Here is a 21,646-nt window from a genome sequence, read left to right on the forward strand (position 1 = left end):
CCCCGAACAGCAATCCTTATCAGATTCTCGGCGAAACCGTCGTCCATGGCTGGTCGGTACGGCAACCTAGACTACCCGACGATCACGAAACGCGGCGTCCTGCTCGGACTCGGGCTGTTCCTGATCGGGGCCGTCGGCGAGGCGTACATCCACATGACGGGCGCGCAGGTGCCCGGCTGGGAGGAGCAGCTCCTCCTCGATCTGGAGTTCCTCGGCACCGCGATCGCGCTCGTCACGCCGTTCGTCTTCGGGGTCTTCCTCCCGCTCACCGAGTAGGCGAGAGCGGAGAAATTACGAGACAGAGAGAAGCGGCCGCAAGCGGTCGGTCGGCCGCGTTCCGCGAATCAGGCGTCCTTCGCGCCCTTCACCGTCTCGCGGACCGCGTCGACGCCCTCGTCGTGGAGCAGGTCGCCGACGACGATCACGTCGCTGTGCGCGGCCATCTCGTTGGCCGACTCGTAGCCGTGGATCCCGCCGCCGTAGAAGAGGGTGGCCTCGTCGAGCGCGTCGTGGGCGGCGGCGACCTTCTCCGTGTCGCCGAAGGTGCCGGAGTACTCGACGTAGACGATCTCCTGACCGAACATGCGCTCCGCCACCTTCGCGTAGGCCCCCACGTCGTCGGCGCTGAGGTCGCAGTCGGCCTCGGTCAGCTGGGCGACCGACGCATCGGGGTTCATCACGATGTACGCCTCGGTGTGCGTCCGGCCCCAGTCGAGGTCGTCGATGCGGACCCACTCCTTGTGCGCGCCGGTGATCCAGAACGGGCCGCCGGCGTTGAACACGGTCGGGATCAGGTAGCCGTCGAGGGCGGGCGAGTCGATGACGACGCCCGGGTTCGACGGCTCCTGGTAGAGCGGCACGTCGTACTCGGCGGCGGCGTCGACGACGCGGGTCATCTTCTCCGCGGTGACGTCGAGGGTCCCGCCGATCTCGATCGCGTCGGTTCCGGTCCGGCAGACGTCCTCGAAGGTGTCGTCCCCGTACAGCTCCTTGTCGGGGTCGACCTTCAGGACGTGGTCCCAGTCGTCCCACGGGTTGTTCATCGGAAGCGACTCCACCGGCGGGAACCAAAAAGGTGCGGAACCTGTCTCGCCGGCGCCCGGGCCGCGGAGACGGCGCCTACAGCAGGTCGTCGGTCTCGGCGCCTACAGCAGGTCGTCGATCTCGTCGTTCTGGAACGCGTCGGCGGGGTCGGGCTGCTCCTCCGGTTCGTCCCGGACCGCCTGCCGCGCGCGTTCGAGGAACTCCTCGACGCGGCGCGAGCGCTCGACGCCGCCGAGGAGGACGAGCGCCGCGACCCGCTCGGAGTCCAGCGGGAAGTCCCCGCCGCGCACCTGCATCGAGCCGGTCTCCTCCTGCAGCCACTTGCGCGCCTTCTCCGCGCCCTTCCGGGAGATCCGGTCGGGGTCGCCCGCAATGGCGACGAGGGCCGCGTCCGCCTCGGTCGCGTTCGGGAGCGACATCCCGGTCATCACCGCGCTCCGAACCGTGCTCATCACGGTCGTGACGTTCTCCTCGGGGTCTTCGGCGGCGGGCGCGGACGCGAACCCGACCGCGGCCATTCCGCCGGCACGCAGCGTGTTGATCACCTCGCTCGTGTCGACGACCGACTCCGCGACCCCCTCGACCGACTCGCCGGCCGCGAGCAGGAGGCCGACCCGCTTGGCCATCGAGGCGTTGATCGCCGCGAAGCCGCCCTCGACCGACTCGCCGGAGGAGCGCCACGCGTCGTTATCGAGCAGGACCGTCGCGTCGGCCTCGCGGACGAGCGTCTTCAGCGAGCGGCCGGCGTTTACCTGATACATCGCCCCCTCGTCGCGGCCGGGGAGGACCCCGAGCGCGTACACGGGCACGTCGTACACGCGGCTCAGCTCGCGGACGAGGATCGGCGCGCCGCCGGAGCCGGTGCCGCCGCCGAGCCCCGCGACCACGAAGATCGCCTCCGCGTCGGCGGTTATCTTCGACGCGAGCGCGTCCAACACCTCGACGGCGTCCTCTTCCATCACCTCGGCGCCGAGCTCGTTGTCGCCGCCGACGCCGTGGCCGTTCACCCGAGACTGTCCGACGAGGACCGTGTCGAGCGGGAGGGGCTCTAAGTCCGCCGACGCGGTGTTCACCGCGAGCGCGTCGAGCACCGCACCGTAGCCGGCGTCGGCGTCGAACTCGGCGAGCGCGGTCGTGAGCTTCCCGCCCGCCTGTCCGACGCCGAGGAGGACCGCTTTCATGATCGTTAGATAACCGATCCGGTGGTAATACCTTTTCCCCCGAGGTTTAAGTGCGGAACCGGGGCCACTCGGCCGCGTGACCGACGACACTCGCGACCGCGACCGACCGTTCGCCGGCGGCGGGGAGCCGATCGAGAGGACGAGCGACGGCAGCCCGGGAGAGGCATCCCCGTTCGGGCGGGCCGGCCGCTCGCCAGCCGGAACCGCCGGAACGACCGAACCGACGGGGTCGGGGACGGGGCGTTCGACCGTAACCGATCGGAACGGAACGTCGACCGAAGACGCGAACGCCGAGCCGGACGCCGAACGGAGGACCTCCTCGAACACCGAACGAAGCGGCGAACGGGGGCCCGCTCCGAACGTCGGCCAGAGCGACGACCGAGTCGAAGCGCGACTCCGCGCGGTCGAGCGGGCGCTGACCGGAACCGACGACGCCGTCGCCGACCTCGGCGACGAAGCGAGCGCGAGCGCGGAGCGCGAGGCGCTGTCGACGCGGCTCGACGACCTCGAAGCGCGGGTCGAGGAGCTGGAGGCGGCGACCCAGGCGATCAGGGGGTACGTCGGATCGATCCGGTCGGTGAACGAGGCGGTCGAGCGCCGCGCCGACCTCGCGCTCGCGAAGGCGACCGAGAACGCCGGCTCGGCCGCGGACGACGGGTCGACAGCGAGAGACGGCGGGTCCGCGGGCGAAGATCCGGTTGGCGGCGCGACCGCCGGCGGTTCGCCCGACGCCGGCGTGCCGAGCGAGGCCGACCTCGACGCCGCGGTTCCGGCGGATCGGCGCCGAGGGAACGGCGCGGAGCCGCCGTCCGGATCGGCGGTCGACCATTCTGAGAGGGACGGTTCGAGAGCGGACGGCGAGAACGCCGACGGCTCGTGGCGCGCCGGCGCGCTGGATCGGCTCCGTGACTCGCTGTAACCGACGCCGTGTCACGGGGGACGAGGCGTGATCCGCGTCGTCCTCACGGTCCTCGTCGCCGTCGCGCTCCTCGCGGCCTCGATGCCGGCGCTGGAGGACGCCCGCGCCGCGACGACCGACGAGCGGCTCGGGACCGAGTCCGAGCGCGTCGAGCGGGCGATCGGCGGGCTCGCAGCCGGGTCGATGAGCGTGTCGGACCCCTCGCTCGCCGCGCGAACGACCGTGACGATCCACGCGCCGAGCGGGGTCACGGCCGCGCGGATCGACCGGCTCGCGCTCGTCGAGCCGGAACGCTCCGAAAACGCGTCCGGCGCCGCGCTCCGGTACCGGATCGCCGGCGGCCACGACCGAACCGTCCCGATCGCTCCCGGGGCGACGGCCGCGACCGTCGAGGTCGTCGACGGGCCGATCGAGCTCCGGACGCGCGGCGAGAGCCGTCTGGAGCTCCGTCTCGTCGACGACGGCGGCCCGACCGTCGAGGTCTCGCGGGTCGGGTGAGGGTTTATATGCGATACCGCGGCCACGCCCGCCATGAGCTTCGATCTCCCCTCGCTGTCGTCGCTCGGGGCCGACGACACGGCGCTGCGCTCGCTCCCGTGGGTCGACGGCGACGCCGGCGACTGCCGGTGTGACCCGTCGTTCAGAGAGCCGGTCGGCACCGGCGTCGACGACCGCGTGGTCCTCGCGGTCGACGCCGGCGACTGCCCCGGGCGCGGGGACCTCGCTGCGAGTCCCCCCTGTCTCGCGACGGTCGTGGAGGCGCTGACGGAGCGCGACGCCGACGTGGTCCGGACCCGCCACGCGGGCCGAGAGCGGACCTACGCCGGGCGGGCCGCCGCGTGTCTGATAGCCGCCGGGCGGTTCCGCGAACAGGTTGAGTTCCACGAGACGCGACTCGCGGACCGCGTGACCCGAGAGCCGATCGCGGCGGCGCGAGAGGCCGGCGGCCGCGAGGGACCGCCGAAGCGGATCGCCGTGGAGACCGGGCTGTCCGAGGCCGTCGCGAACGCGGGAGAGACCGGCGAGGTGCTCCGAGCGCACGCCGGGCCGACGATCGCGGCCACGCGCGTCGCGTCGTCACCGCCGCCGGGCGCGGCCCTCGTCGACCGGTGGGAGGTCGACACCGGCGCGACGGTGCGGCTGTACGAGGGGGCGGGACCGCTGCGGACGTACCACCTCACGCCTCCGTCGACGCGGCTCGACGACGAGGCCGTCGAGCGGCTCGCCGCGGCCAAAGACCGGCTGCTCGACGATCCGACCGGCGGGGACAGGGCGCCGGGGCGGGCGGTGCGATCGGTGGCCGCGGCGGGCGACCCCGTCTCGACGCTGGTCGACGTGCTCCGACGACACACCCGCGGGTACGGCGCGCTCGAACACGTGTTCGCGGACGACCGCGTGAGCGACGCGACGCTGTCGGCGCCCGTGGCGGAGAACCCGCTCCGGGTCGTCGTCGACGGGGAGCGCTGTCGCACGAACGTCAGGCTGCCGCCCGAAGGCGCGGCCACGCTCGCGTCGCGGCTCCGACGGACGAGCGGACGGGGGTTCTCCCGCGCGAGCCCGACGCTCGACGCGACGATCGAGGCCGAAGCCGGTCGCGTTCGGGTCGCCGCGACGACCGCCCCCGCCAGCGACGGCCTCTCCTTTACGTTCCGCCGCGGCGATCCGGACGCGTGGACCCTCGCACGGCTCGTGGACGTCGGGACGGTCACGCCGGCGGCCGCCGGGCTCCTCTCGGTGGCCGTCGAGCGGGGCGTGACCGGGCTCGTCGCCGGCGGCCGCGGCGCGGGGAAGACGACGGCGCTCGGCTCGCTCCTCTGGGAGCTACCGGCCGAGACGCGCTCGATCCTGATCGAGGACACGCCGGAGCTGCCGGCCGAGGCGGTGACCGAAGCCGGGCGAGACGTCCAGCGGCTCCGCGTGGGCGACGGCGCGGAGCCGTCGCCGAGCGAGGCGGTCCGGACCGCGCTCCGGCTCGGCGGCGGCGCGATCGTCGTCGGGGAGGTCCGCGGCGAGGAGGCGGCGGCGCTGTACGAGGCGATGCGCGTCGGCGCGGCGGGCGAGGCAGTCCTCGGGACGATCCACGGCGAGGACCCCGACGCGGTCCGGGAGCGTGTCGTCAGCGATCTCGGCGTCTCTCCGTCCTCGTTCGCCGCGACGGACCTGATCGCCGTGCTCGACGAGCACCGCGTCGAGACGATCGCCGAGGTCGTCGGGCACGACGGCGGGTCCTCGTTCGAGCCGCTGTTCGAGCGGACCGGGTCCGGGTTGGTCCCCACGGGGCGGATCGACCGCGGCGAGAGTCGGCTCGTCGAGTCGCTCGCGGAGACCGGTGAGGCGTACGCGTCCGTCCGCGAAGCCATCGATCGGCGCGGGAGGCGAATTGCTGCGGCCGCGAGATCCGGTCGAATCTCGCCGGAGCGCTACGTCGACTGCGACGGCGGCGATTCGCAGACGAGCGACGGTCGACTGGGGAACGACGGCTTCGGCGGTGCCGACCGATGACGGGTCCGGACGGGGATGTCGGCGGGGCGCCGCGAGGCGGCACCGCGGACGATGAAGGGTCGGACGAGCTCCGGCGCGCGATCGCGTTCCTCGGCTGGGACGCGACGGCCTCTCGTGTTATCGAAGCGGGATACCGGGTCGGCGTGGGCGTCGGCCTCGCCTGCGCCGTCGTCGCCGCGTTCGTCGCCGGACCCGTTCCAGGGGTGCTGTTCGGACTGGCCGGCGGGCTGGGCGCCACGCACGCCGCCCATCGGGGACCGGTGTGGCTCGCCTCGCTCCGGCGGACTCGGGCCCTCGGGGCCGCGCCCGGACTCGTCGGCCGGCTGGTGTTGCGGATGCGGTTGGACCCCTCGACGGAACGGGCCGTCCGGTTCGCCGCGCGGACCGGCGACGGGCCCCTCGCCGACGGCCTCGCGCGGCGCGAGCGGGCGAACGCCGACGGGCCGACCAGCGGCCTCCGGGAGTTCGCCCGCGAGTGGCGGCCGTGGTTCCCGGCGATCGACCGGGCGGCGGCGCTCGTCCGAACGGCGGCGTCGGCGCCGCCGGAACGCCGGGGACGGTGTCTGGACCGCGCGCTCGATGCGACGATCGCCGGAACGACCGACCGGCTCGCCGCCTTCGTCGGCGAGGTCCGCGGTCCCGTCTCGGCGCTGTACGCCTTCGGGGTACTGCTTCCGCTCGCGCTCATCGCCCTCCTGCCGGCGGCCGCCGCGGCCGGTGTCCCGATCGGTCCCGGCGTCGTCGCGGCGCTGTACCTCGGGGTGCTCCCGGCGGGGTTGCTCGCGGCGTCGGCGTGGCTGCTCTCCCGCCGTCCGGTCGCGTTCGCGCCGCCGAACATCGACGGAGACCACCCGAATGTTCCGGAGCGGAGAGTTCACGCCGCAGGCGCCGGACTGGGGACCGGGGCCGTCGCCGCCGCCGTCGCGGCGCGGTTCGTCGCCGGGTGGGCCGCGCCGGTCGCGGGAATCGGAGTCGGCGCCGGCGTCGCGCTGCTCGTCGCCGTCCGACACCGCAGAGCCGTGCTGTCGAACGTCCGCGACGTCGAGCGCACCCTTCCCGATGCGATGACGGTGATCGGCGGCGACGTGGCCGAGGGCGTCGCCGTCGAGACGGCGATCGCGAACGCCGGCGAGCGGCTCGACGGCGCCACCGGGGAGCTGTTCGAACTCGCCGGGCGCCGGAGCGACACGCTCCGCGTCGGCGTCCGCGAGGCGTTCCTCGGGCGTGGCGGGCCGGCGGTTCCGGTGCCGTCGCCGCGGGTGCGAGGCGCCGTCGCGCTGCTCTCCGTCGCCGCGCGAGAGGGGCGGCCGGCGGGCGACGTGCTGCTCGAGCTCGCCGACCAGCTGGAGGACCTCCGCGAGCTCGAGGGCGACGCGCGGCGACAGCTCGCGACCGTGACGGGGACGCTGACGAACACCGCGGCGGTGTTCGCGCCGCTCGTCGGCGGGGCGACGGTCGCGCTCGCCACCGGCATCGACGCGGTCGACGCCGGGGGGCTCGGCGCCGGAGCGACCGCCGGTGCGGACGCGCTCGGCGTCGGCGGTGTCGGCGACACCGGCGCTTCCAGCGCCGGGACCGCCGGAACAGCCACGGAATCGTCATCGGGATCGGCCGGCGGAGCGCTCTCGATACCGGTGCTCGGCCGGATCGTCGGCGCGTACGTGCTGATCCTCGCGGCGCTGCTCACCGCGTTGGCGACCGGCCTCGAACGCGGGTTCGACCGGACGCTCGTCGCCTATCGGGTCGGGATCGCGCTCCCCACTGCGACCGCGACCTACCTCGTCGCGTTCCTCGGTGCGGGAGCGCTGCTGTAGCGAGGCGAGGGGGATCTCCGACCGTCTCTCGGGGCGATCCTTTAAGTGCGAAGCCGCGGCCAGCCGCCCCGTGTTCGAGACCCACCTCGACGCCACGTACGCGTGGCTCGGCCTGGCGCTGGTGAGCGTCGCGACCGTCGGCGTCGCCGCCGCGCTCCCGGCCTCTCCACCGCCGGACGCGAGCGGCGTCGCCCACACGATCGACTCGGTCGCCGACGGCGAGCATCCCGCGACGGCGGAGCACGGACTGGCCGCGGACCGCATTCGCCTCACGAGCCGATCGGTCGCGCTCGACGGCGGCGGCGGAACCGCGCGGGCGGCGCTCCGAGCGCCGCGGATAACTCCCGTGCCGACCCCTCGGGGCGGGACCGCCGACGCCGGCGGGCTCCGCCGAGTGCTCGGCGGGGTTCCGGCGGACGCGGCGTTCGACGATCCCGAGACGTTCGAAGCCGCCGCCGAGCGCGCCCGGTCGGGAGACCGCGAGTGGCGCCCGGCTCCGGATCGGCTGACGGTGAGACGCGTTCACTACGGAGGGGTCCATGTCACGCTCGTCGGGTGAGGAGTTCCTCCGCGGCGAGGGGAGCGAGAGCCGCGCGGCGGTCGAGCCGATCGCCGCCCTCGTCGCCGTGCTCGCCGTCGGCGCGGCGCTCGGGCTGTACGCGGCCGCGCTCGACGACGCGGCGCCGGACCGGGAGCGCCCGATCGCCGAAGCGACGCTCGATCGGGTCGAGCCGGCGGTGACGACGGGCGGCGTCGTCGATCCGGAGCGGCTGGGAAGCCTCGACGCGCCCCGGTCCGGCGCGACCGTCGCGATCGAGGCCGACGGCGAGCGGTGGGCGGTCCGGTCCGGCGACGGCGCGCCGGAGGCGGCGAGCGCCCGAGACGCGGTCGCGGTCGCCGAGCGCCCGGTGACGGTCGAGGTCGGGCCGGGACGGAACGTCCGCGGAACGCTTCGGGCGGTGGTGGCCCGGTGACTAGCACCGTGCTCGACGTGACGGTGCTGCTCCTCTGCGTCTCAGCGAGCGTCGTCGCGCTCGGTGCGGCCGGTGACGACCGCGCGGCGGCGGGAACCGAGGCCGCCGAGGTCGCCGATCTGGTCGCGACGGAGACGGTGACGGTGACGTACGCGTCGACCGAGGCGCCGAACGGGATCCGGACGGTCCACGCGACCCGCGCCGAGCTGTTGGGACTGGTAGCGGCCGGAGGCGGACGGGACGGTGAGGGACACGCCGCGAGAGCAGCGTTCGAGTCCGAAACGCTGGCGGCCGTCGAACGCGGTATCGGACCGCGGACGCGGATCGACGCGGAGGTCCGGGAGCCGAATCGGGACGCGAATGAGAGCGGCGGCGGAGCGGAGGAACTCCCGTCGGACGCCGCGGCCGGAGCGCCGCGCCGGAATCCGAACGAATCCGCGCTGCCGGCCGGACCCGGAGCGTGGGAGGTCGGTTCGGACGGAATCGGTCGAGATCCGGCCGGAGCGGCCGGCACTGGCGTTCCGTGGCGGCTCGATCGGGAGGACGACGGCGACGAGAGCTCCGAAGCGGAGGGGCGGGGGACCGGGGCCGAGCCCCCGGAGCCGATCGCCGTCGGGAGCGAGCCGCCGCGGGGCGCCGACGTCACCGTCGCCGTGATCACGCATCCGGGGCCGAACGGCTCGGATTCGACCGGAACGGTCAGGATCGTGGTCAGGAGGTGGTGAGCGTGCGAGACCGGTCGCCGACCGGAGCCGCGCCAGACTGCGGATCGCGGTGTCGATCCTTCACCGTCGACGAGCGCGCTCGGGTCCCGTTCGCGCTGATCGGCGTGCTCCTGCTGGTGACGAGTTCGACGTACGCCGCGGGGATCGCCGATCAGGGGCTCGTCGGCGAAGACCGGAGCGTGGAGCGCGCCGTCGAGCGGGTTGACGCCGATTCGACCGCCGCGCTCAGGGCCGCGGCGCGTCGGGCGGCGCACGACGCCGCCGCGGAGCCGGTGACGCGGGCACCGACCGAGACGGCCAGCGATCCGGGAGGCGGACACGCCGCGACCGCGGTCAGAGACGAGTCCGCCTTCGAAGACGCGTTCCGGATCCGACTCGCCATCGCCGGCGCCGAAGCGCTGTCGGCCGTCGACGCCGATGTCGGCGGCGTGACGGCGACGGCGTCGCTCCCGGCGGTGGACGACCCGAGCGAGCTGGCGGCGGCGCGCGACCGGGTCCGCGTCGAGCCCGCCGCGAACGGAACGGCGACGCGCGTGACGTTCGAGGGGGTGGACACGACCGCGACGCGGAACGGACGCACGGTCGTGGAGCGAACGGAGGACCGGACGGTGGTGGTGGCCGTGCCGACGCTCGCGGCGCACGAGCGGACGGAGCGGTTCGAGGACCGGCTCGGTCGGGGACCGACCGAGGGACCGGGGCTGGGCCGCCAGCTCACCGCGAGCCTCTACCCGATGACGTGGGCACGGGGGTACGCCCAGTACGCCGGCGCACCGGTCGAGAACGTCCTCGCGAACCGCCACGTGGAGCTGTCGACCAACGCGGGGATCGTCCGGACGCAGCGGGACGTGTTCGGCGCGAGCGACCCGAACGCGCGCGGCGGAGTGGCACGCGCGACGGCGCAGACCGGAGCCACGGACCTGCTCGAACCGACCGGTGTCGACGAGGGGTCGTGGACGAAGGCCGTGCTCGACGCGCCGACGCCGGGGGAGGCGGACGGCCCGGACGAAAGGGATGGTCCGGACGAAAGAGATAGTCCGGACGAAGGAAACGGTCCGGGCGGCCGAGCGAGCGAGGACGCCGCGTTCCGAGACGAGGGCCCGACGGAGGAGCAAACGCCGGTCCCGATCGGCCGTGCGGCCGACGAGGGAGCGACGCGCGTCTACGACGATCTGGACGCGATCCTCGAGGACGCGTACCGAGTCGAGGCGAGCGTCGAGACCTCGACGACGCGGATCCACGACGGCGGGCGCCCGACGCCCCCGACGCCCGCTCCTTCGGAGTTCACCACCACCGGCGACTGGGAGCGCGTCGACCTGACGCGGACGGAGCGGTCACCGGTCGTCAGCGGGTCCGGCGTGCCTGAGGGCGTTCCGTCCGGGACGGTCGATCCCGGTGAGCGCGTCTCGTTCGGCGGCGCGACACGCGAGGCGACCGTCGAGCGCGTCGCGGTCGCGGAGTGGGAGCGGGTGTTCGTCGAGCGGGGGCCGAACGGGAGCGTCGTCGACGAACGGGTCCTCCGGACGACCACGCGCGACGCGGTGACCGACCGCTACCGGGTGCGGCTGTCGGTGTCGGGGGAGCACGCGCCGACCGACGAGGCGCCCGACCGAGCCGCCGCGACGTTCGGCGCGGGCGACGCGGCCGACGGCCCCGACCTGCGCGACGCGCCGCCGGCCGCTCGGAGCGATCTGGGCGTCGACACCGAGGGCGGCGTCGACCGGATCGCCGCGGACGCGGTCGGCGGCGGCGACGTTCGCGAGTCGACGACCGTCGTGGGGTCCCGCTCGTCCGGCGATCGAGACGCCGTCGCGGCCGACGTGGCCGCGCTCGCGAGCGACGTGCGCGACATCGAGACCGAGGCGTCGATGGAGGATGCCGCAGTCGGCGAGGCGGAACCGTACGTCGACCTCGCGGACGCGATCCGCGATCGGCGCGCGGAACTCGTCGACGCACCGCGGACGTACGACGGTGCCGTCGATCGGGCCGGCACCGCCGCCCGTGCCGCGTACCTCGACGCCGTGATCGACGAACTCGAAGGGGCCGCAGACGACCGTGAGCGCGCGACCGACGGATTCCTCGACCGCGTGAACGGCGCGTTCGATGGGCCAGACGTGGGCGACGCGCTCGCCAGTCGCGAGGCCGCTCGCGACTCCGGGACGTACGCGGTCGGCGAGGACGGCCCCGGCGGCGAAGTGACGTTCGCGCCGAACGGCTCCCCGGGGTACCTCCCGCGGACGACCGTCGACGGCGAGACCGTCGACGGGGTGGACGGAACGACGACCCGCCCGCTCGCGGTCCGGAACGTGAACTACGTCACCGTGCCGTACGGCGAGGTGTCCAGCGGCGTCGTCGATCGGATCCTCGGCACCGAAGACACGGTGCGGGTCGGCACCGCCGGTCGGTCGCTCCTGGTGGCGAACGACGCGCTGGGGGCCGGCGACGATCCGGACCTGCGGGCGGACCGAGACGCGCTCGCCCGACAGGTGAGTGGATCGCTGGACGAGGTCGACCGGGAGCTCCGATCGACGCTCCGCGTCCGGACTTCGCTGTCGCGCGACGAGCGACGCAGGGCGCTCGACGAGGCCGCCGCGAGCTACGGCTCGACCGGCGAACGCGCGGTCGCCGTCGGGAACGGGTCCTATCCCGATCGAGTCGCCGCCGAGGCCGCGGCCGTCGGGTCGCTGTCGCGGGCGACCGAGGAGGCGCTCGCCGCGAACCTGCGCGTCGCGACCCGGTCGGCGGCCGGGCGGGACGCGGTACGGGTTCCGACCCGGTTCGTCGACGAGACGACGAGCGGCGCGCGAGTGCTGCTCAGAGACCGGATGGAGAAGGCGATCGAGAGGGAGGCGGCGCGGGCGGGCGAGAAGGCCGCCGGGAGAGCGAGCGAGAAGGCGGTCGAGGAGCTGGGCGAGAAGTGGTCGCTGAAGCCCGCCCGAACGGTCGGCGCGGGGCTCCCGGTCGCGCCCGTGCCGGGGTACTGGGTGACGACGGTGAACGCCTGGCGCGTGCAGGTCCGGGGGGAGTATCCGCGGTTCGCGCTACGGGCCGACATCGGCGCGCCCGGAGAGCGCTTCGCGTACGTCCGGAGCGAGGGCGACGTGACCGTCGGCGTCGGCGGGGAGACAGTGCGGCTGGGCGAGACCGAACCGGTGGCGTTCGAGACCGAGACGGTGGTCGCCGTCGCGGTCCCGGCCGGACCGCCCGGCGTCGGCGACGTGGACGGGACCCGCGACGAGCGGTCCGGCGGCTGGCCGTGCCCCGGTGCGATGGGGGAAGCGACCGCGGGCGGCGAGGGCGAGTGTCGAGAATCGTGACCCGACCGCAGCCGTTTTGAGACGCCGCGACCGAGGGCGACCATGTTTCACGAGGTCGTCGCCGACGGCGCGACGGGAGCCGAACGCGACGCGGACGAGGTGACCGCGGCGGCGCTGCTGGCGTCGTTCGACGCGCTGGTGAGCGAGGCGCTCGCCGAGGTCGGACGAGATCGGATCACCGAGGAGACCGGGGTCGACGGCGCCGTCCTCGACGCCGTCGCCGACGGCAACGCAGCGGGGATCCGGCTCGAGGACGGGGCCGCGATCGTCGCCGTCCCGACCGACCGCGGCGGCGACGCCGTCGTCGCCGAGGTCCGCGACCACCTGCTGATGGGGATGGCGACCGCGGTGCTCGACGTCGACGCGATCGCCGCCGCGATCGACGCGGACCTCACGGGACAGGAGGTCCAGCAGGCCCTGGAGGGGCGCGCGCCGATGACGCTCGGCCAGCTCGCGGAGATCATGGCGGTCATCGAGCGGCGGAAACCATGAGGGTCGTCGTCGTCGGCTGCGGTTACGTCGGCCTCGAACTCGCCCGCCAGCTCGCCGAGCGCGGCCACGACGTGACGGGAGTGCGGCGGTCCGACGCGGGACTGGACGCGATCGAGTCGGTCGGGGAAGGGATCTCTGACGGCAAGGTGGACGCGGTCCGCGCGGACGCGACGGAGCCGGCGTCGCTCGACGCGCTCCCCGACGCGGACGCGGTCGTGTTCGCGGCCAGCTCCGGCGGCCGCGGCGCCGCGGCCGCCCGCGAGGTGTACGTCGACGGGCTCCGGAACGTGATCGAGGCGTACGGCTCGCGGACGGCGACGCCGGACAGGCTCGTCTACACCTCGTCGACGGGCGTGTACGGCGACCACGACGGCGCGTGGGTCGACGAGGAGACGCCGATCGAGCCCACGACCGAGAAGACCCGCGTCCTCGCCGAGGCGGAGCGGACCGCGCTGGAGACGGCGGCGGAGTTCGGGATCGACGGGACGGTCGCGCGCTTCGCAGGGCTGTACGGCCCGGATCGCTACCGACTCGACCGCTACCTGGCGGGCCCGGTCACGGCCGGCTATCTCAACATGGTCCACCGCGACGACGCCGCCGGGGCGGTGCGGTACCTCCTCGAAGCCGACCGCGCCCGCAGCGAGGCCGTTCTCGTCGTTGACGACGAGCCGGTCGATAAGCACGCGTTCGCCGACTGGCTGGCCGACGCATGCGGCGTGCCGCGTCCGGAGAAGCGGTCGAAGGCCGACCGGATCGCGGCCGGCGACCTCTCCGCGGCGGCCGAACGCCGGATCCGGACCAGCAAGCGCTGCTCGAACGACCGCCTGCGGGCGCTCGGCTACGCGTTCGCCTACCCGACCTTTCGCGAGGGGTATCGCGACGCAGTGCGGGCGTTTCGGGCGACGAGCGAGTGAGGTCGCCGCCGATCCGGATCGGTCGGGAGATGTCCGACGCGTCGTTGTCGCCGGGACGGAACGGTAACGAACCTTGATGTACCGGGAGCGAGTCGACCGGCACGTATGTGGTCCCTGAGCGTGGCCGACGACCGGCTCTCGCAGGCCGAGGCGCTGGCCCGGGAGAATCCGGAGCTCGCCGTCGTGGCCGCGATCGTCGCGCTGGTCGCGGCCGTCGGCGCGTACGTGCTGTTCCGCGCGCGCAGGACGCCCGGCGTCAGGTTCCGACGGCTGCTGGCCGACCGCGACGAGATCGCGGTGTTGATGCACCCGAACCCGGACCCGGACGCGATGTCGGCGGCGCTCGGCGTCGCCTCGCTCGCGGAGCAGCTCGACGTCGAGGCGACGGTCCAGTACCCGGGGCAGATCCGCCACCAGGAGAACCGGGCGTTCCGCACGGTGCTCGACCTGGAGCTGGACCCGATCGAACACGTGACGGATCTGGCCGCCGAGTCGGTCGTGCTCGTCGACCACAACGAGCCGCGGGGGTTCGCCGGCGCCGACGGCGTGCTCCCGCTTGCGGTCATCGACCACCACCCCGGCGACGGCGCCGGGGAGGCGTTCACCGACGTGCGGACCGACTACGGCGCGACCGCCTCGGTGGTCGCGGAGTACTTCCAGCAGAACGACGCCACGCCGGTCCCACCGGACAAGCACGCGAGCGAGACGGACAGCGACCTCACGCTTCCGACCGACACGGCGACCGGGCTCTTGTACGGGATCCTCACCGACACCAAACACCTCACCGTCGGCGCGAGCGAGCCCGACTTCGCGGCCGCGGCGTACGTCTACCCCGGCGTCGACCAGGACCGGCTCGACCGGATCGCCAACCCCGCGGTCGACGCGGAGGTGTTGGAGGTGAAGGCGCGGGCCATCGCCGGCCGTCGGGTCGAGGGGTCGTTCGCGGTGGCCGACGTGGGCGGCGTGAACAACGTCGACGCGATCCCCCAAGCGGCCGACGAGCTGATCCAGCTGGAGGGGGTCAGCGCCGTTGTGGTGATCGGGGAGCGCGACGGGACGATCCACCTCTCCGGTCGGTCGCGGGACGACCGCGTCCACATGGGCAACGCCATCGACGCCGTCCTCTCCGACCGCGACAACGGCAACGGCGGCGGCCACTCGCGCATGGGGGGCGGGACGATCGGTCCGACGATCGACCCGACCGGCGAGGAGGGACCGGAGAGCGTGGACCGCGACGCGCTCGCCGACGACCTGTTCAGCGCGATGGCGGGCGACGTGTGACCGGCGGGCGACGTGTAACCGGCGGGCAGCCGATCGGACAGGAGCGATCCGACGGATCGGCCACCGAAAGTTAAGTCGACGGCGGCGAAGCCACGGGTATGAGCCCCGACATCCCGCTCCGGAACCTACCCACCGACGACGGCTGGCGCGCGCTCGCCGGCGTCGGCGTCGGCTACGCGATCGCGACCGGACTGATCTTCGCGCTGCTCTTCGTCGCGCCGTACCTGGTGCTGCGAGCGCTGTAGTGACTGGCGATTAGCGACGAGTTCGAACGACCGGCGAACGCGCAGAAAATCAAAACCCGGTAACTCGGAGGTCGGGGACGACGGGCCGCGTCAGGCGAACGCCAGCGAGTCGTCGGCGCCGGACTCGTCGTCCGTCTGGAGCTTCTCGTGGGCGCCGAGGAAGTCGTCGAGGGTGACCTCGGTGCGGTCGTCGCGGATCGCGAACATCCCGGCCTCCGTGCAGATGGCCTTGATGTCGGCGCCGGAGGCGTCCGGGGTCATCTCGGCGAGCTCGGTGAAGTCGATGTCGCTCGCGAGGTTCATCTTCCGGGTGTGGATCTGGAAGATGATCTCGCGGCCCTCGGTGTTCGGCTTGGGCACCTCGATGAGGCGGTCGAAGCGGCCCGGGCGGAGGATGGCGGGATCGAGCATGTCGAAGCGGTTGGTCGCGGCGATGATCCGGACCTCGCCGCGCTCGTCGAAGCCGTCCATCTCGGAGAGCAGCTGCATCATCGTCCGCTGGACCTCGGCGTCGCCCGAGGTCTTCGAGTCCGTCCGCTTCGAGGCGATCGCGTCGATCTCGTCGATGAAGAGGACCGCGGGCTGGTTCTCGCGCGCGACCTCGAACAGGTCCCGGACCAGCTTCGCGCCCTCGCCGATGAACTTGTGGACGAGCTCGGAGCCGGCCATCTTGATGAAGGTGGCGTCCGTCTCGTTGGCGACCGCCTTCGCGAGCATCGTCTTCCCGGTGCCCGGCGGCCCGTACAGCAGGACGCCGCTCGGCGGCTGGATGCCCACGTCCTCGAACATGTCGGGGTGTTCGAGCGGCATCTCGACGGTCTCGCGAACCTCCTGCATCTGGTCTTCGAGCCCGCCGATGTCGGCGTACGTGACGTCGGGGGAGTGCTCGACCTGCATCACGCGGGCGCGCACGTCCGTCTCCTTCTCCAGCTTCTTGACGACGGACAGCGAGTTGTTCACCGCGACCCGGTCGTCCGGGTCGAGCTTCTCGCGCATCTCGGCGGTGATCTCCGTGAGCGCCTCCTGGTTGTTCCCGTGCTGTTTGATGACGGCGCCGTCGGGCGTGATCTCCTGGACCGTCGCCACGAACAGCGGGGACTGCTTCAGCTTCTTGTTCTCGTGGGTGAGCCGTTCGAGCTTCTGCTGGTACTTGTTGTTCTCGGCGTTCGCGTCGAGGAGCTTGTCGCGCATCTCCTCGTTTTGGGACTCGAGCTCGTCGAGCTCTTCCTGGAGAGACTCGATCTTCTCCTGTCTCGACGCCGACCCCTCGTCGTAGGGCAGCTCGACGTCGTCGACGGTGTCTGTCATTGTGCGTAATAAAGCGTCTCGCGGGTAAGAGGTTTCGGGTGGGGGAGAGATACCGGGGTGCATGCGTCTACTTGATACCTAGTAGTAATAAAACAGGATAGTAAATATTATCTAACGGCATGAATAAGGAGGAACCACGCATGAGTGCCACCGACGCCGTCACCGCCGACGAGGACATCACGGATCGCTGGAGCGCCGTCCGAGACCTGCCGCCGAGCGCGAAGCTCGTCGCGAAGGTCCTCGACTACAACGACACGCTCACGCAGAGCGAGCTGGCCGAGGAGACCCTGCTCCCGCCCCGGACCGTCCGGTACGCGCTCTCGCGGCTGGAGGAAGAGGACGTCGTCGACTCCCGGTTCTCCTTCGCCGACGCTCGGAAGCGGCTGTACACCCTCTCGGTGTAGACTCCGGGCCGAAGCCGTCACGTCCCCCTCGTTTTCTCTCCCTCCGCGGAGCCACCGCTTATCAGCGATAGCGACCCCAGCCCGCCCATGGTCTCGACCGTCGCCGTCAAGCGGGCGCTCTCCGCGCTGGCGAGCCGCACCGACACCGCGACCCGACCGTCCGTCGCCGTGATCGACGAGGCGGACGCCGCGCGCGCCGACCTCCGGCGGGCCGCGGCGTTCGTCGACGCCGACGGCCTCGACCGACTGGACGACGCGATCGCCGCCGCCGAGCGCGACGGCGACGAGGCCGTCGCTGAGCGCGGGCGGGAGGCGCGCGCGGCGTTCCGACGGTTCCGCGAGGCGGCCGCCGACGGCGGCTCGGGCGAGGGTGGCGACGGGCGAGCCGCCGGCGTCGCTGGCGACACCACCGAGTAACCCGCCGGACCACTTCCGCCCCGCCCCCGGAACCCCTAAACCCGATACCGGCCAAGACCCGGCCAGATGACACGGGTGATCCACACCGGCGACACCCACGTGGGGTACGCGCAGTACCACTCGCCGGTCCGACGGCAGGACTTCCTCGACGCGTTCGCGGCCGTGATCGACGACGCGATCGACGGGGAGGTCGACGCGGTGGTCCACGCCGGCGACCTCTTCCACGACCGGCGGCCGGAACTCGACGACCTGATGGGAACGATCTCGGTCCTCCGCCGGCTCGACGACGCCGGGATCCCCTTCCTCGCCGTGGTCGGGAACCACGAGTCGACCCGGGGCGGCCAGTGGCTCGACCTGTTCGAGCGGCTCGGGCTCGCGACGCGGCTCGACGACGAGCCGACCGTCGTCGGCGACACCTCCTTCTACGGGCTCGATCACGTGCCCGTCTCGCGCCGCGACGACCTCGACTACGCGTTCGCCGAGCACGACGCGGAGTACGCCGCGCTCGTCGCGCACGGCCTCTTCGAGCCGTTCGGCTACGCGGACTGGGACACGGAGGAGGTGCTCGCGGAGAGCGACGTGGCGTTCGACGCGATGCTCCTCGGCGACAACCACACCCCGGACTCCGCCGAGGTCGCGGGCACGTGGGTCACGTACCCGGGCTCGACCGAGCGCGCGAGCGCGAGCGAGCGCGAGGGGCGCGGGTACAACCTCGTCACCTTCGACGCCGACGCCGCCGGCGGCGACGACCGCGTGGAGATCCGGCGACGCGCGCTCGACACCCGCCCGTTCGTCTTCGTTGAGGCCGACCTCCGCGAGGGCGAGGGCGCGGCGCGGGTGCGCGAGGCGGTCCGCCAGCACGACCTCGACGACGCCGTCGTCCTCGTCGACGTGACCGGCGAGGGCGATCCCGTCACGCCGGCCGCGATCGAGGAGTTCGCGACCGACCAGGGGGCCCTGATCGCCCGCGTGACCGACCGCCGCGAGGTGGAGACGGACGCCGAGGTCGACGTGAGCTTCGCGGACCCCGAGGACGCGGTCCGGGAGCGCGTCGAGGAGATGGGGCTCTCGGAGGCCGCGCTCGACGTCGAGGAGGCGGTCCGCGCCGACACGATCCCCGACACGAACGTCAGGGAGACCGTGAAGCGCCGGATCGAGGAGCGGGTGGACGACCTCGACGACCTCGGCGCGTTTGACCCGGGCGAGGCCGGAGGCGCGGCCGGCGGCGACGACGCGGGTGACCGGGAAGCCGAGGAGACCGAGTCCGAAGCCGACGACGACAGCGAATCCGGAGGCGCAGACGACGAGGTGGCAGACGGCGAAGCGACTGGTGACGGGACCGGCGACGAAACGACCGACGACGAGACCGACGGACAGGTCTCCATGGAGGACTACCTGTGAACTTCGACCGCATCCGGCTCACGAACTTCAAGCCGTACGGCGACGCCGACCTCCGACTGACCGAGGGCGTCACGGTCATCCACGGGCTCAACGGCAGCGGGAAGTCCTCGCTGTTGGAGGCCTGCTTCTTCGCGCTCTACGGGTCGAAGGCGCTCGACGGCACCCTCGGAGACGTGATCACGAACGGCGAGGAGGAGACCGAAGTCGACCTGTGGTTCACCCACGACGGCGTCTCCTACCACGTCGAGCGACGCCTCAAGGAGTACGACGGGCGGATCGACCACCAGTGCACGCTCGAGGCGACGGACGGCAGCGACGTGACCCGCGACGGCGCCCGGGCGGTGCGGGAGTTCGTCACCGAGCTCCTCCGGATGGACGCCGAGGCGTTCGTCAACTGCGCGTACGTCCGGCAGGGGGAGGTGAACAAGCTGATCAACGCCACGCCGCGCGAGCGACAGGACACGATCGACGACCTGCTCCAGCTCGGGAAGCTCGAGGAGTACCGCGAGCGCGCCGGCGACGCGCGGCTCGGCGTCGAGGACGTGCTGGAGAACCGCCGCGGGCGGTTCGACCAGCTCGATGACCAGATCGCGGAGAAGGAGGAAAAGGACCTCCACGACCGGCTCAACGCGCTGGAAAGCGACCTCTCGGAGGTCGAAGACGAGATCGACCGCTACGAGGCGCAGCGGGAGCAGGCGAAGGAGACCCGCCAGGCCGCCGCGGAGACGCTGACGACCCACGCGGAGAAACGCGAGCGGCTGGAGTCGGTCGAGTCGGAGATCGACGAGATCGAGGAAGCGATCCGCGGGACCGAGCGCGAGCGCGACGACCACCGCGACGCGATCCGGGAGGCCCGCGAGCGGATCGCGGAGATAGAGTCCCGAATCGACGAGCGGCTCGACGACGCCGGACTCGACGCGGCGAGCGACGAGGCCATCGCGACCCGGCGCGCCGAGCTTGACGACCGGGAGAGCGAGATCCGCGAGGAGCTCGACGACGAGCGGGTGAGCGCCGAGGCGTTCCGCAACCAGGCGACGAACCTCGCCGGGAAGGCCGACGACCGGATCGAGCGCGCCGCGGAGGTCGAGGCGGAGGCCGACGATCTCGCCGACGAGGCCGAGGCGGCCGAAGACGGGGCCGAAGAGCGCGAGTCCTCGATCGAGGAGCTCCGCGAGGAGGCCGAGGGCCTGCGCGAGCGGTTCGCGGCCGCGGACGCCGATGTCGACCGCGACGGCGCGGCGGACGAGCGAGAGGCGCTCCGCGAGCGGCGCGGCGAGGTCCGCGAGCGGATCGCGGAGCTGTCCGCGGAGCTGAAGAACGCCCGCGAGCGCGTCGAGGAGGCCGAGGAGCTGCTCGCGGCGGGGAAGTGTCCCGAGTGCGGCCAGCCGGTCGAGGACTCCCCGCACGCGAGCGGGATCGAGGAGGACCGCGAGCGCGTCGCCGAGCTGGAGACGGAGCTCTCGGACGCCCGGGAGCGCGAGAGCGACCTCGACGACCGGATCGCGGAGCTGGACGAGCTCGCGAGCGCGGCGGACCGGCTCGACGAGATCGACGAGCGGATCGAGGCCCTCGAAGAGCGGGCCGAAGAGCAGCGCACGGAGGCGGAGCGGAAGCGGGAGGCGGCGGCGGAGAAGCGCGAGCGGGCCGCCGATCTCCGCGAGGAGGCCGAGGAGACGCGCGAGGTCGCCGCCCAGAAGCGCGAGGAGGCCGAGGCGGCCGCAGCGCGCGTGGAGGAGCTGGAAGACGCGCTCGCGGGGGTCGAGGACGCGCGGGAGGCGGTGACCGCGATCGAGGAGCGACTATCGGCGATCGCGGACGCGGAAGACGATATCGAACGGCGCCGCGAGAAGCGGGAGAATCTGGCGGAGGTGAACGACGAGCGGCGCGACCGGCTGGCCGACAAGCGCGAGCGGCGCGACGATCTCGCCGACGCCGTCGACGAGGACGCGGTCGAGGAGGCGAGAGCGAAGAAGGAGCGGGCCGAGGAGTATCTCGAGAAAGTCGAGGACGAGCTCGACCGGCTCGCGGAGCGGCAGACGGAGCTCCAGAACGCGATCGGGGGAGTCAACGGCGAGATCCGGGAGTTAGAGAACCTCCGCGAAGAGCGAGACGAGCTGGCCGATACGGTCGCGGCGCTCGAAGACCTCCACGAGGAGACGAGCGAGCTGGAGGCGATGTACGGCGATCTCCGGGCGGAGCTCCGCCAGCGCAACGTCGCCGAGCTGGAGCGCACCCTCAACGAGACGTTCGAGCTCGTCTACGGCAACGATGCCTACTCGCACATCGAGCTCGACGGCGAGTACGTCCTCACCGTCTACCAGAAGGACGGCGAGCCGCTCGACCCCGAGCAGCTCTCCGGCGGCGAGCGCGCCCTGTTCAACCTCTCGCTGCGGTGTGCGATCTACCGGCTGCTCTCCGAGGGGATCGAGGGCGCGGCGCCGACCCCGCCGCTCATCCTCGACGAGCCGACCGTCTTCCTCGACTCGGGCCACGTCTCCCGGCTCGTCCGGCTCGTCGAGGAGATGCGCGGGTTCGGCGTGCGCCAGATCCTCATCGTCAGCCACGACGACGAGCTGGTGGGCGCGGCCGACGAGCTGGTGACCGTCGAGAAGGACCCGCGCTCGAACCGGTCGACGGTGCGTCGGGAGGACGCCGCCGCGCTCGACGTCGCTGAACTCGCCGACGACTGATCGGGCGACCGCTTCACCGGC

Annotated in this window: 20 protein-coding genes; 17 read left to right on the top strand and 3 right to left on the bottom strand. The window is 72.9% G+C overall.

The window, feature by feature from the left end; all coding sequences use genetic code 11:
- The first annotated feature begins 45 nt into the window (after nucleotides 1–45).
- On the top strand, nucleotides 46–276 hold the full coding sequence (locus tag CK500_RS01680; protein ID WP_095635521.1) for a DUF7860 family protein: 231 nt from the start codon (nucleotides 46–48) through the stop codon (nucleotides 274–276).
- Between the two features lie 68 nt (nucleotides 277–344).
- On the opposite strand, the gene CK500_RS01685 is transcribed toward CK500_RS01680, so the two are convergent.
- Nucleotides 345–1,043 (bottom strand): phosphoglycerol geranylgeranyltransferase, encoded by a 699-nt coding sequence (locus tag CK500_RS01685; protein ID WP_095635522.1) that lies wholly within the window; start codon nucleotides 1,041–1,043, stop codon nucleotides 345–347.
- A 102-nt stretch (nucleotides 1,044–1,145) separates the two neighbouring features.
- Entirely contained in the window at nucleotides 1,146–2,225 is a 1,080-nt protein-coding gene (locus CK500_RS01690; protein ID WP_095635523.1) for a tubulin/FtsZ family protein, read from the bottom strand.
- A gap of 76 nt (nucleotides 2,226–2,301) precedes the next feature.
- Here CK500_RS01690 and CK500_RS01695 point away from each other — a divergent pair, with 76 nt between their 5' ends.
- The 12 genes from CK500_RS01695 (at nucleotide 2,302) to CK500_RS17285 (ending at nucleotide 15,405) form a co-directional block, all read left to right on the top strand.
- Nucleotides 2,302–3,144, top strand: coding sequence for a DUF7310 family coiled-coil domain-containing protein (locus CK500_RS01695; RefSeq protein ID WP_095635524.1), 843 nt, complete (start codon nucleotides 2,302–2,304; stop codon nucleotides 3,142–3,144).
- 27 nt (nucleotides 3,145–3,171) lie between these two features.
- Nucleotides 3,172–3,642 carry a DUF7311 family protein gene (locus CK500_RS01700; RefSeq protein ID WP_095635525.1) on the top strand — a complete coding sequence of 157 codons (471 nt, stop codon included), beginning with the start codon at nucleotides 3,172–3,174 and terminating at the stop codon, nucleotides 3,640–3,642.
- Nucleotides 3,643–3,675: 33 nt separating this feature from the next.
- Entirely contained in the window at nucleotides 3,676–5,646 is a 1,971-nt protein-coding gene (locus CK500_RS01705) for an ATPase, T2SS/T4P/T4SS family (protein ID WP_095635526.1), read from the top strand.
- Nucleotides 5,643–7,460, top strand: coding sequence for a type II secretion system protein (locus tag CK500_RS01710; RefSeq protein ID WP_095635527.1), 1,818 nt, complete (start codon nucleotides 5,643–5,645; stop codon nucleotides 7,458–7,460). The genes CK500_RS01705 and CK500_RS01710 overlap by 4 nt, the downstream gene beginning before the upstream one ends.
- Nucleotides 7,461–7,530: 70 nt before the next feature.
- Nucleotides 7,531–8,019 (top strand): DUF7283 family protein, encoded by a 489-nt coding sequence (locus tag CK500_RS01715; RefSeq protein ID WP_095635528.1) that lies wholly within the window; start codon nucleotides 7,531–7,533, stop codon nucleotides 8,017–8,019.
- A complete protein-coding gene (locus CK500_RS01720; protein ID WP_095635529.1) occupies nucleotides 8,000–8,434 on the top strand; it encodes a DUF7285 family protein in 435 nt (144 codons plus the stop codon). Before CK500_RS01715 ends, CK500_RS01720 begins: the two co-directional genes overlap by 20 nt.
- Nucleotides 8,431–9,159, top strand: a complete 729-nt coding sequence (locus tag CK500_RS01725) for a DUF7284 family protein (RefSeq protein ID WP_095635530.1) — start codon at nucleotides 8,431–8,433, stop codon at nucleotides 9,157–9,159. The genes CK500_RS01720 and CK500_RS01725 overlap by 4 nt, the downstream gene beginning before the upstream one ends.
- The gene (locus tag CK500_RS01730; RefSeq protein ID WP_095635531.1) at nucleotides 9,153–12,473 is read left to right on the top strand and encodes a DUF7286 family protein; all 3,321 of its coding nucleotides are present in this window, start codon (nucleotides 9,153–9,155) and stop codon (nucleotides 12,471–12,473) included. Before CK500_RS01725 ends, CK500_RS01730 begins: the two co-directional genes overlap by 7 nt.
- A 42-nt stretch (nucleotides 12,474–12,515) precedes the next feature.
- The gene (locus CK500_RS01735) at nucleotides 12,516–12,965 is read left to right on the top strand and encodes a DUF5791 family protein (protein WP_095635532.1); all 450 of its coding nucleotides are present in this window, start codon (nucleotides 12,516–12,518) and stop codon (nucleotides 12,963–12,965) included.
- Entirely contained in the window at nucleotides 12,962–13,879 is a 918-nt protein-coding gene (locus tag CK500_RS01740; protein ID WP_095635533.1) for an NAD-dependent epimerase/dehydratase family protein, read from the top strand. Before CK500_RS01735 ends, CK500_RS01740 begins: the two co-directional genes overlap by 4 nt.
- Before the next feature lie 105 nt (nucleotides 13,880–13,984).
- Entirely contained in the window at nucleotides 13,985–15,160 is a 1,176-nt protein-coding gene (locus CK500_RS01745) for a DHH family phosphoesterase (protein WP_095635534.1), read from the top strand.
- A 98-nt stretch (nucleotides 15,161–15,258) separates the two neighbouring features.
- Nucleotides 15,259–15,405 (top strand): hypothetical protein, encoded by a 147-nt coding sequence (locus CK500_RS17285; protein ID WP_198951480.1) that lies wholly within the window; start codon nucleotides 15,259–15,261, stop codon nucleotides 15,403–15,405.
- Between the two features lie 90 nt (nucleotides 15,406–15,495).
- Here the strand turns inward: CK500_RS17285 and pan1 are convergent, their stop codons facing one another.
- Nucleotides 15,496–16,713 (bottom strand): proteasome-activating nucleotidase Pan1, encoded by a 1,218-nt coding sequence (gene pan1, locus CK500_RS01750; RefSeq protein ID WP_095635535.1) that lies wholly within the window; start codon nucleotides 16,711–16,713, stop codon nucleotides 15,496–15,498.
- 140 nt (nucleotides 16,714–16,853) lie between these two features.
- Here pan1 and CK500_RS01755 point away from each other — a divergent pair, with 140 nt between their 5' ends.
- From CK500_RS01755 to rad50, 4 genes are all read left to right on the top strand, one after another.
- On the top strand, nucleotides 16,854–17,117 hold the full coding sequence (locus tag CK500_RS01755) for a MarR family transcriptional regulator (protein WP_095635536.1): 264 nt from the start codon (nucleotides 16,854–16,856) through the stop codon (nucleotides 17,115–17,117).
- A gap of 87 nt (nucleotides 17,118–17,204) precedes the next feature.
- Nucleotides 17,205–17,534, top strand: a complete 330-nt coding sequence (locus CK500_RS01760; protein WP_095635537.1) for a hypothetical protein — start codon at nucleotides 17,205–17,207, stop codon at nucleotides 17,532–17,534.
- Nucleotides 17,535–17,600: 66 nt separating this feature from the next.
- Nucleotides 17,601–18,935, top strand: a complete 1,335-nt coding sequence (mre11, locus tag CK500_RS01765; protein ID WP_095635538.1) for a DNA double-strand break repair protein Mre11 — start codon at nucleotides 17,601–17,603, stop codon at nucleotides 18,933–18,935.
- Entirely contained in the window at nucleotides 18,932–21,625 is a 2,694-nt protein-coding gene (gene rad50, locus CK500_RS01770; RefSeq protein WP_095635539.1) for a DNA double-strand break repair ATPase Rad50, read from the top strand. The genes mre11 and rad50 overlap by 4 nt, the downstream gene beginning before the upstream one ends.
- The last annotated feature ends 21 nt before the right edge of the window (nucleotides 21,626–21,646 follow it).

It is taken from the genome of Halorubrum salipaludis (assembly GCF_002286985.1).
GTDB lineage: Archaea > Halobacteriota > Halobacteria > Halobacteriales > Haloferacaceae > Halorubrum > Halorubrum salipaludis.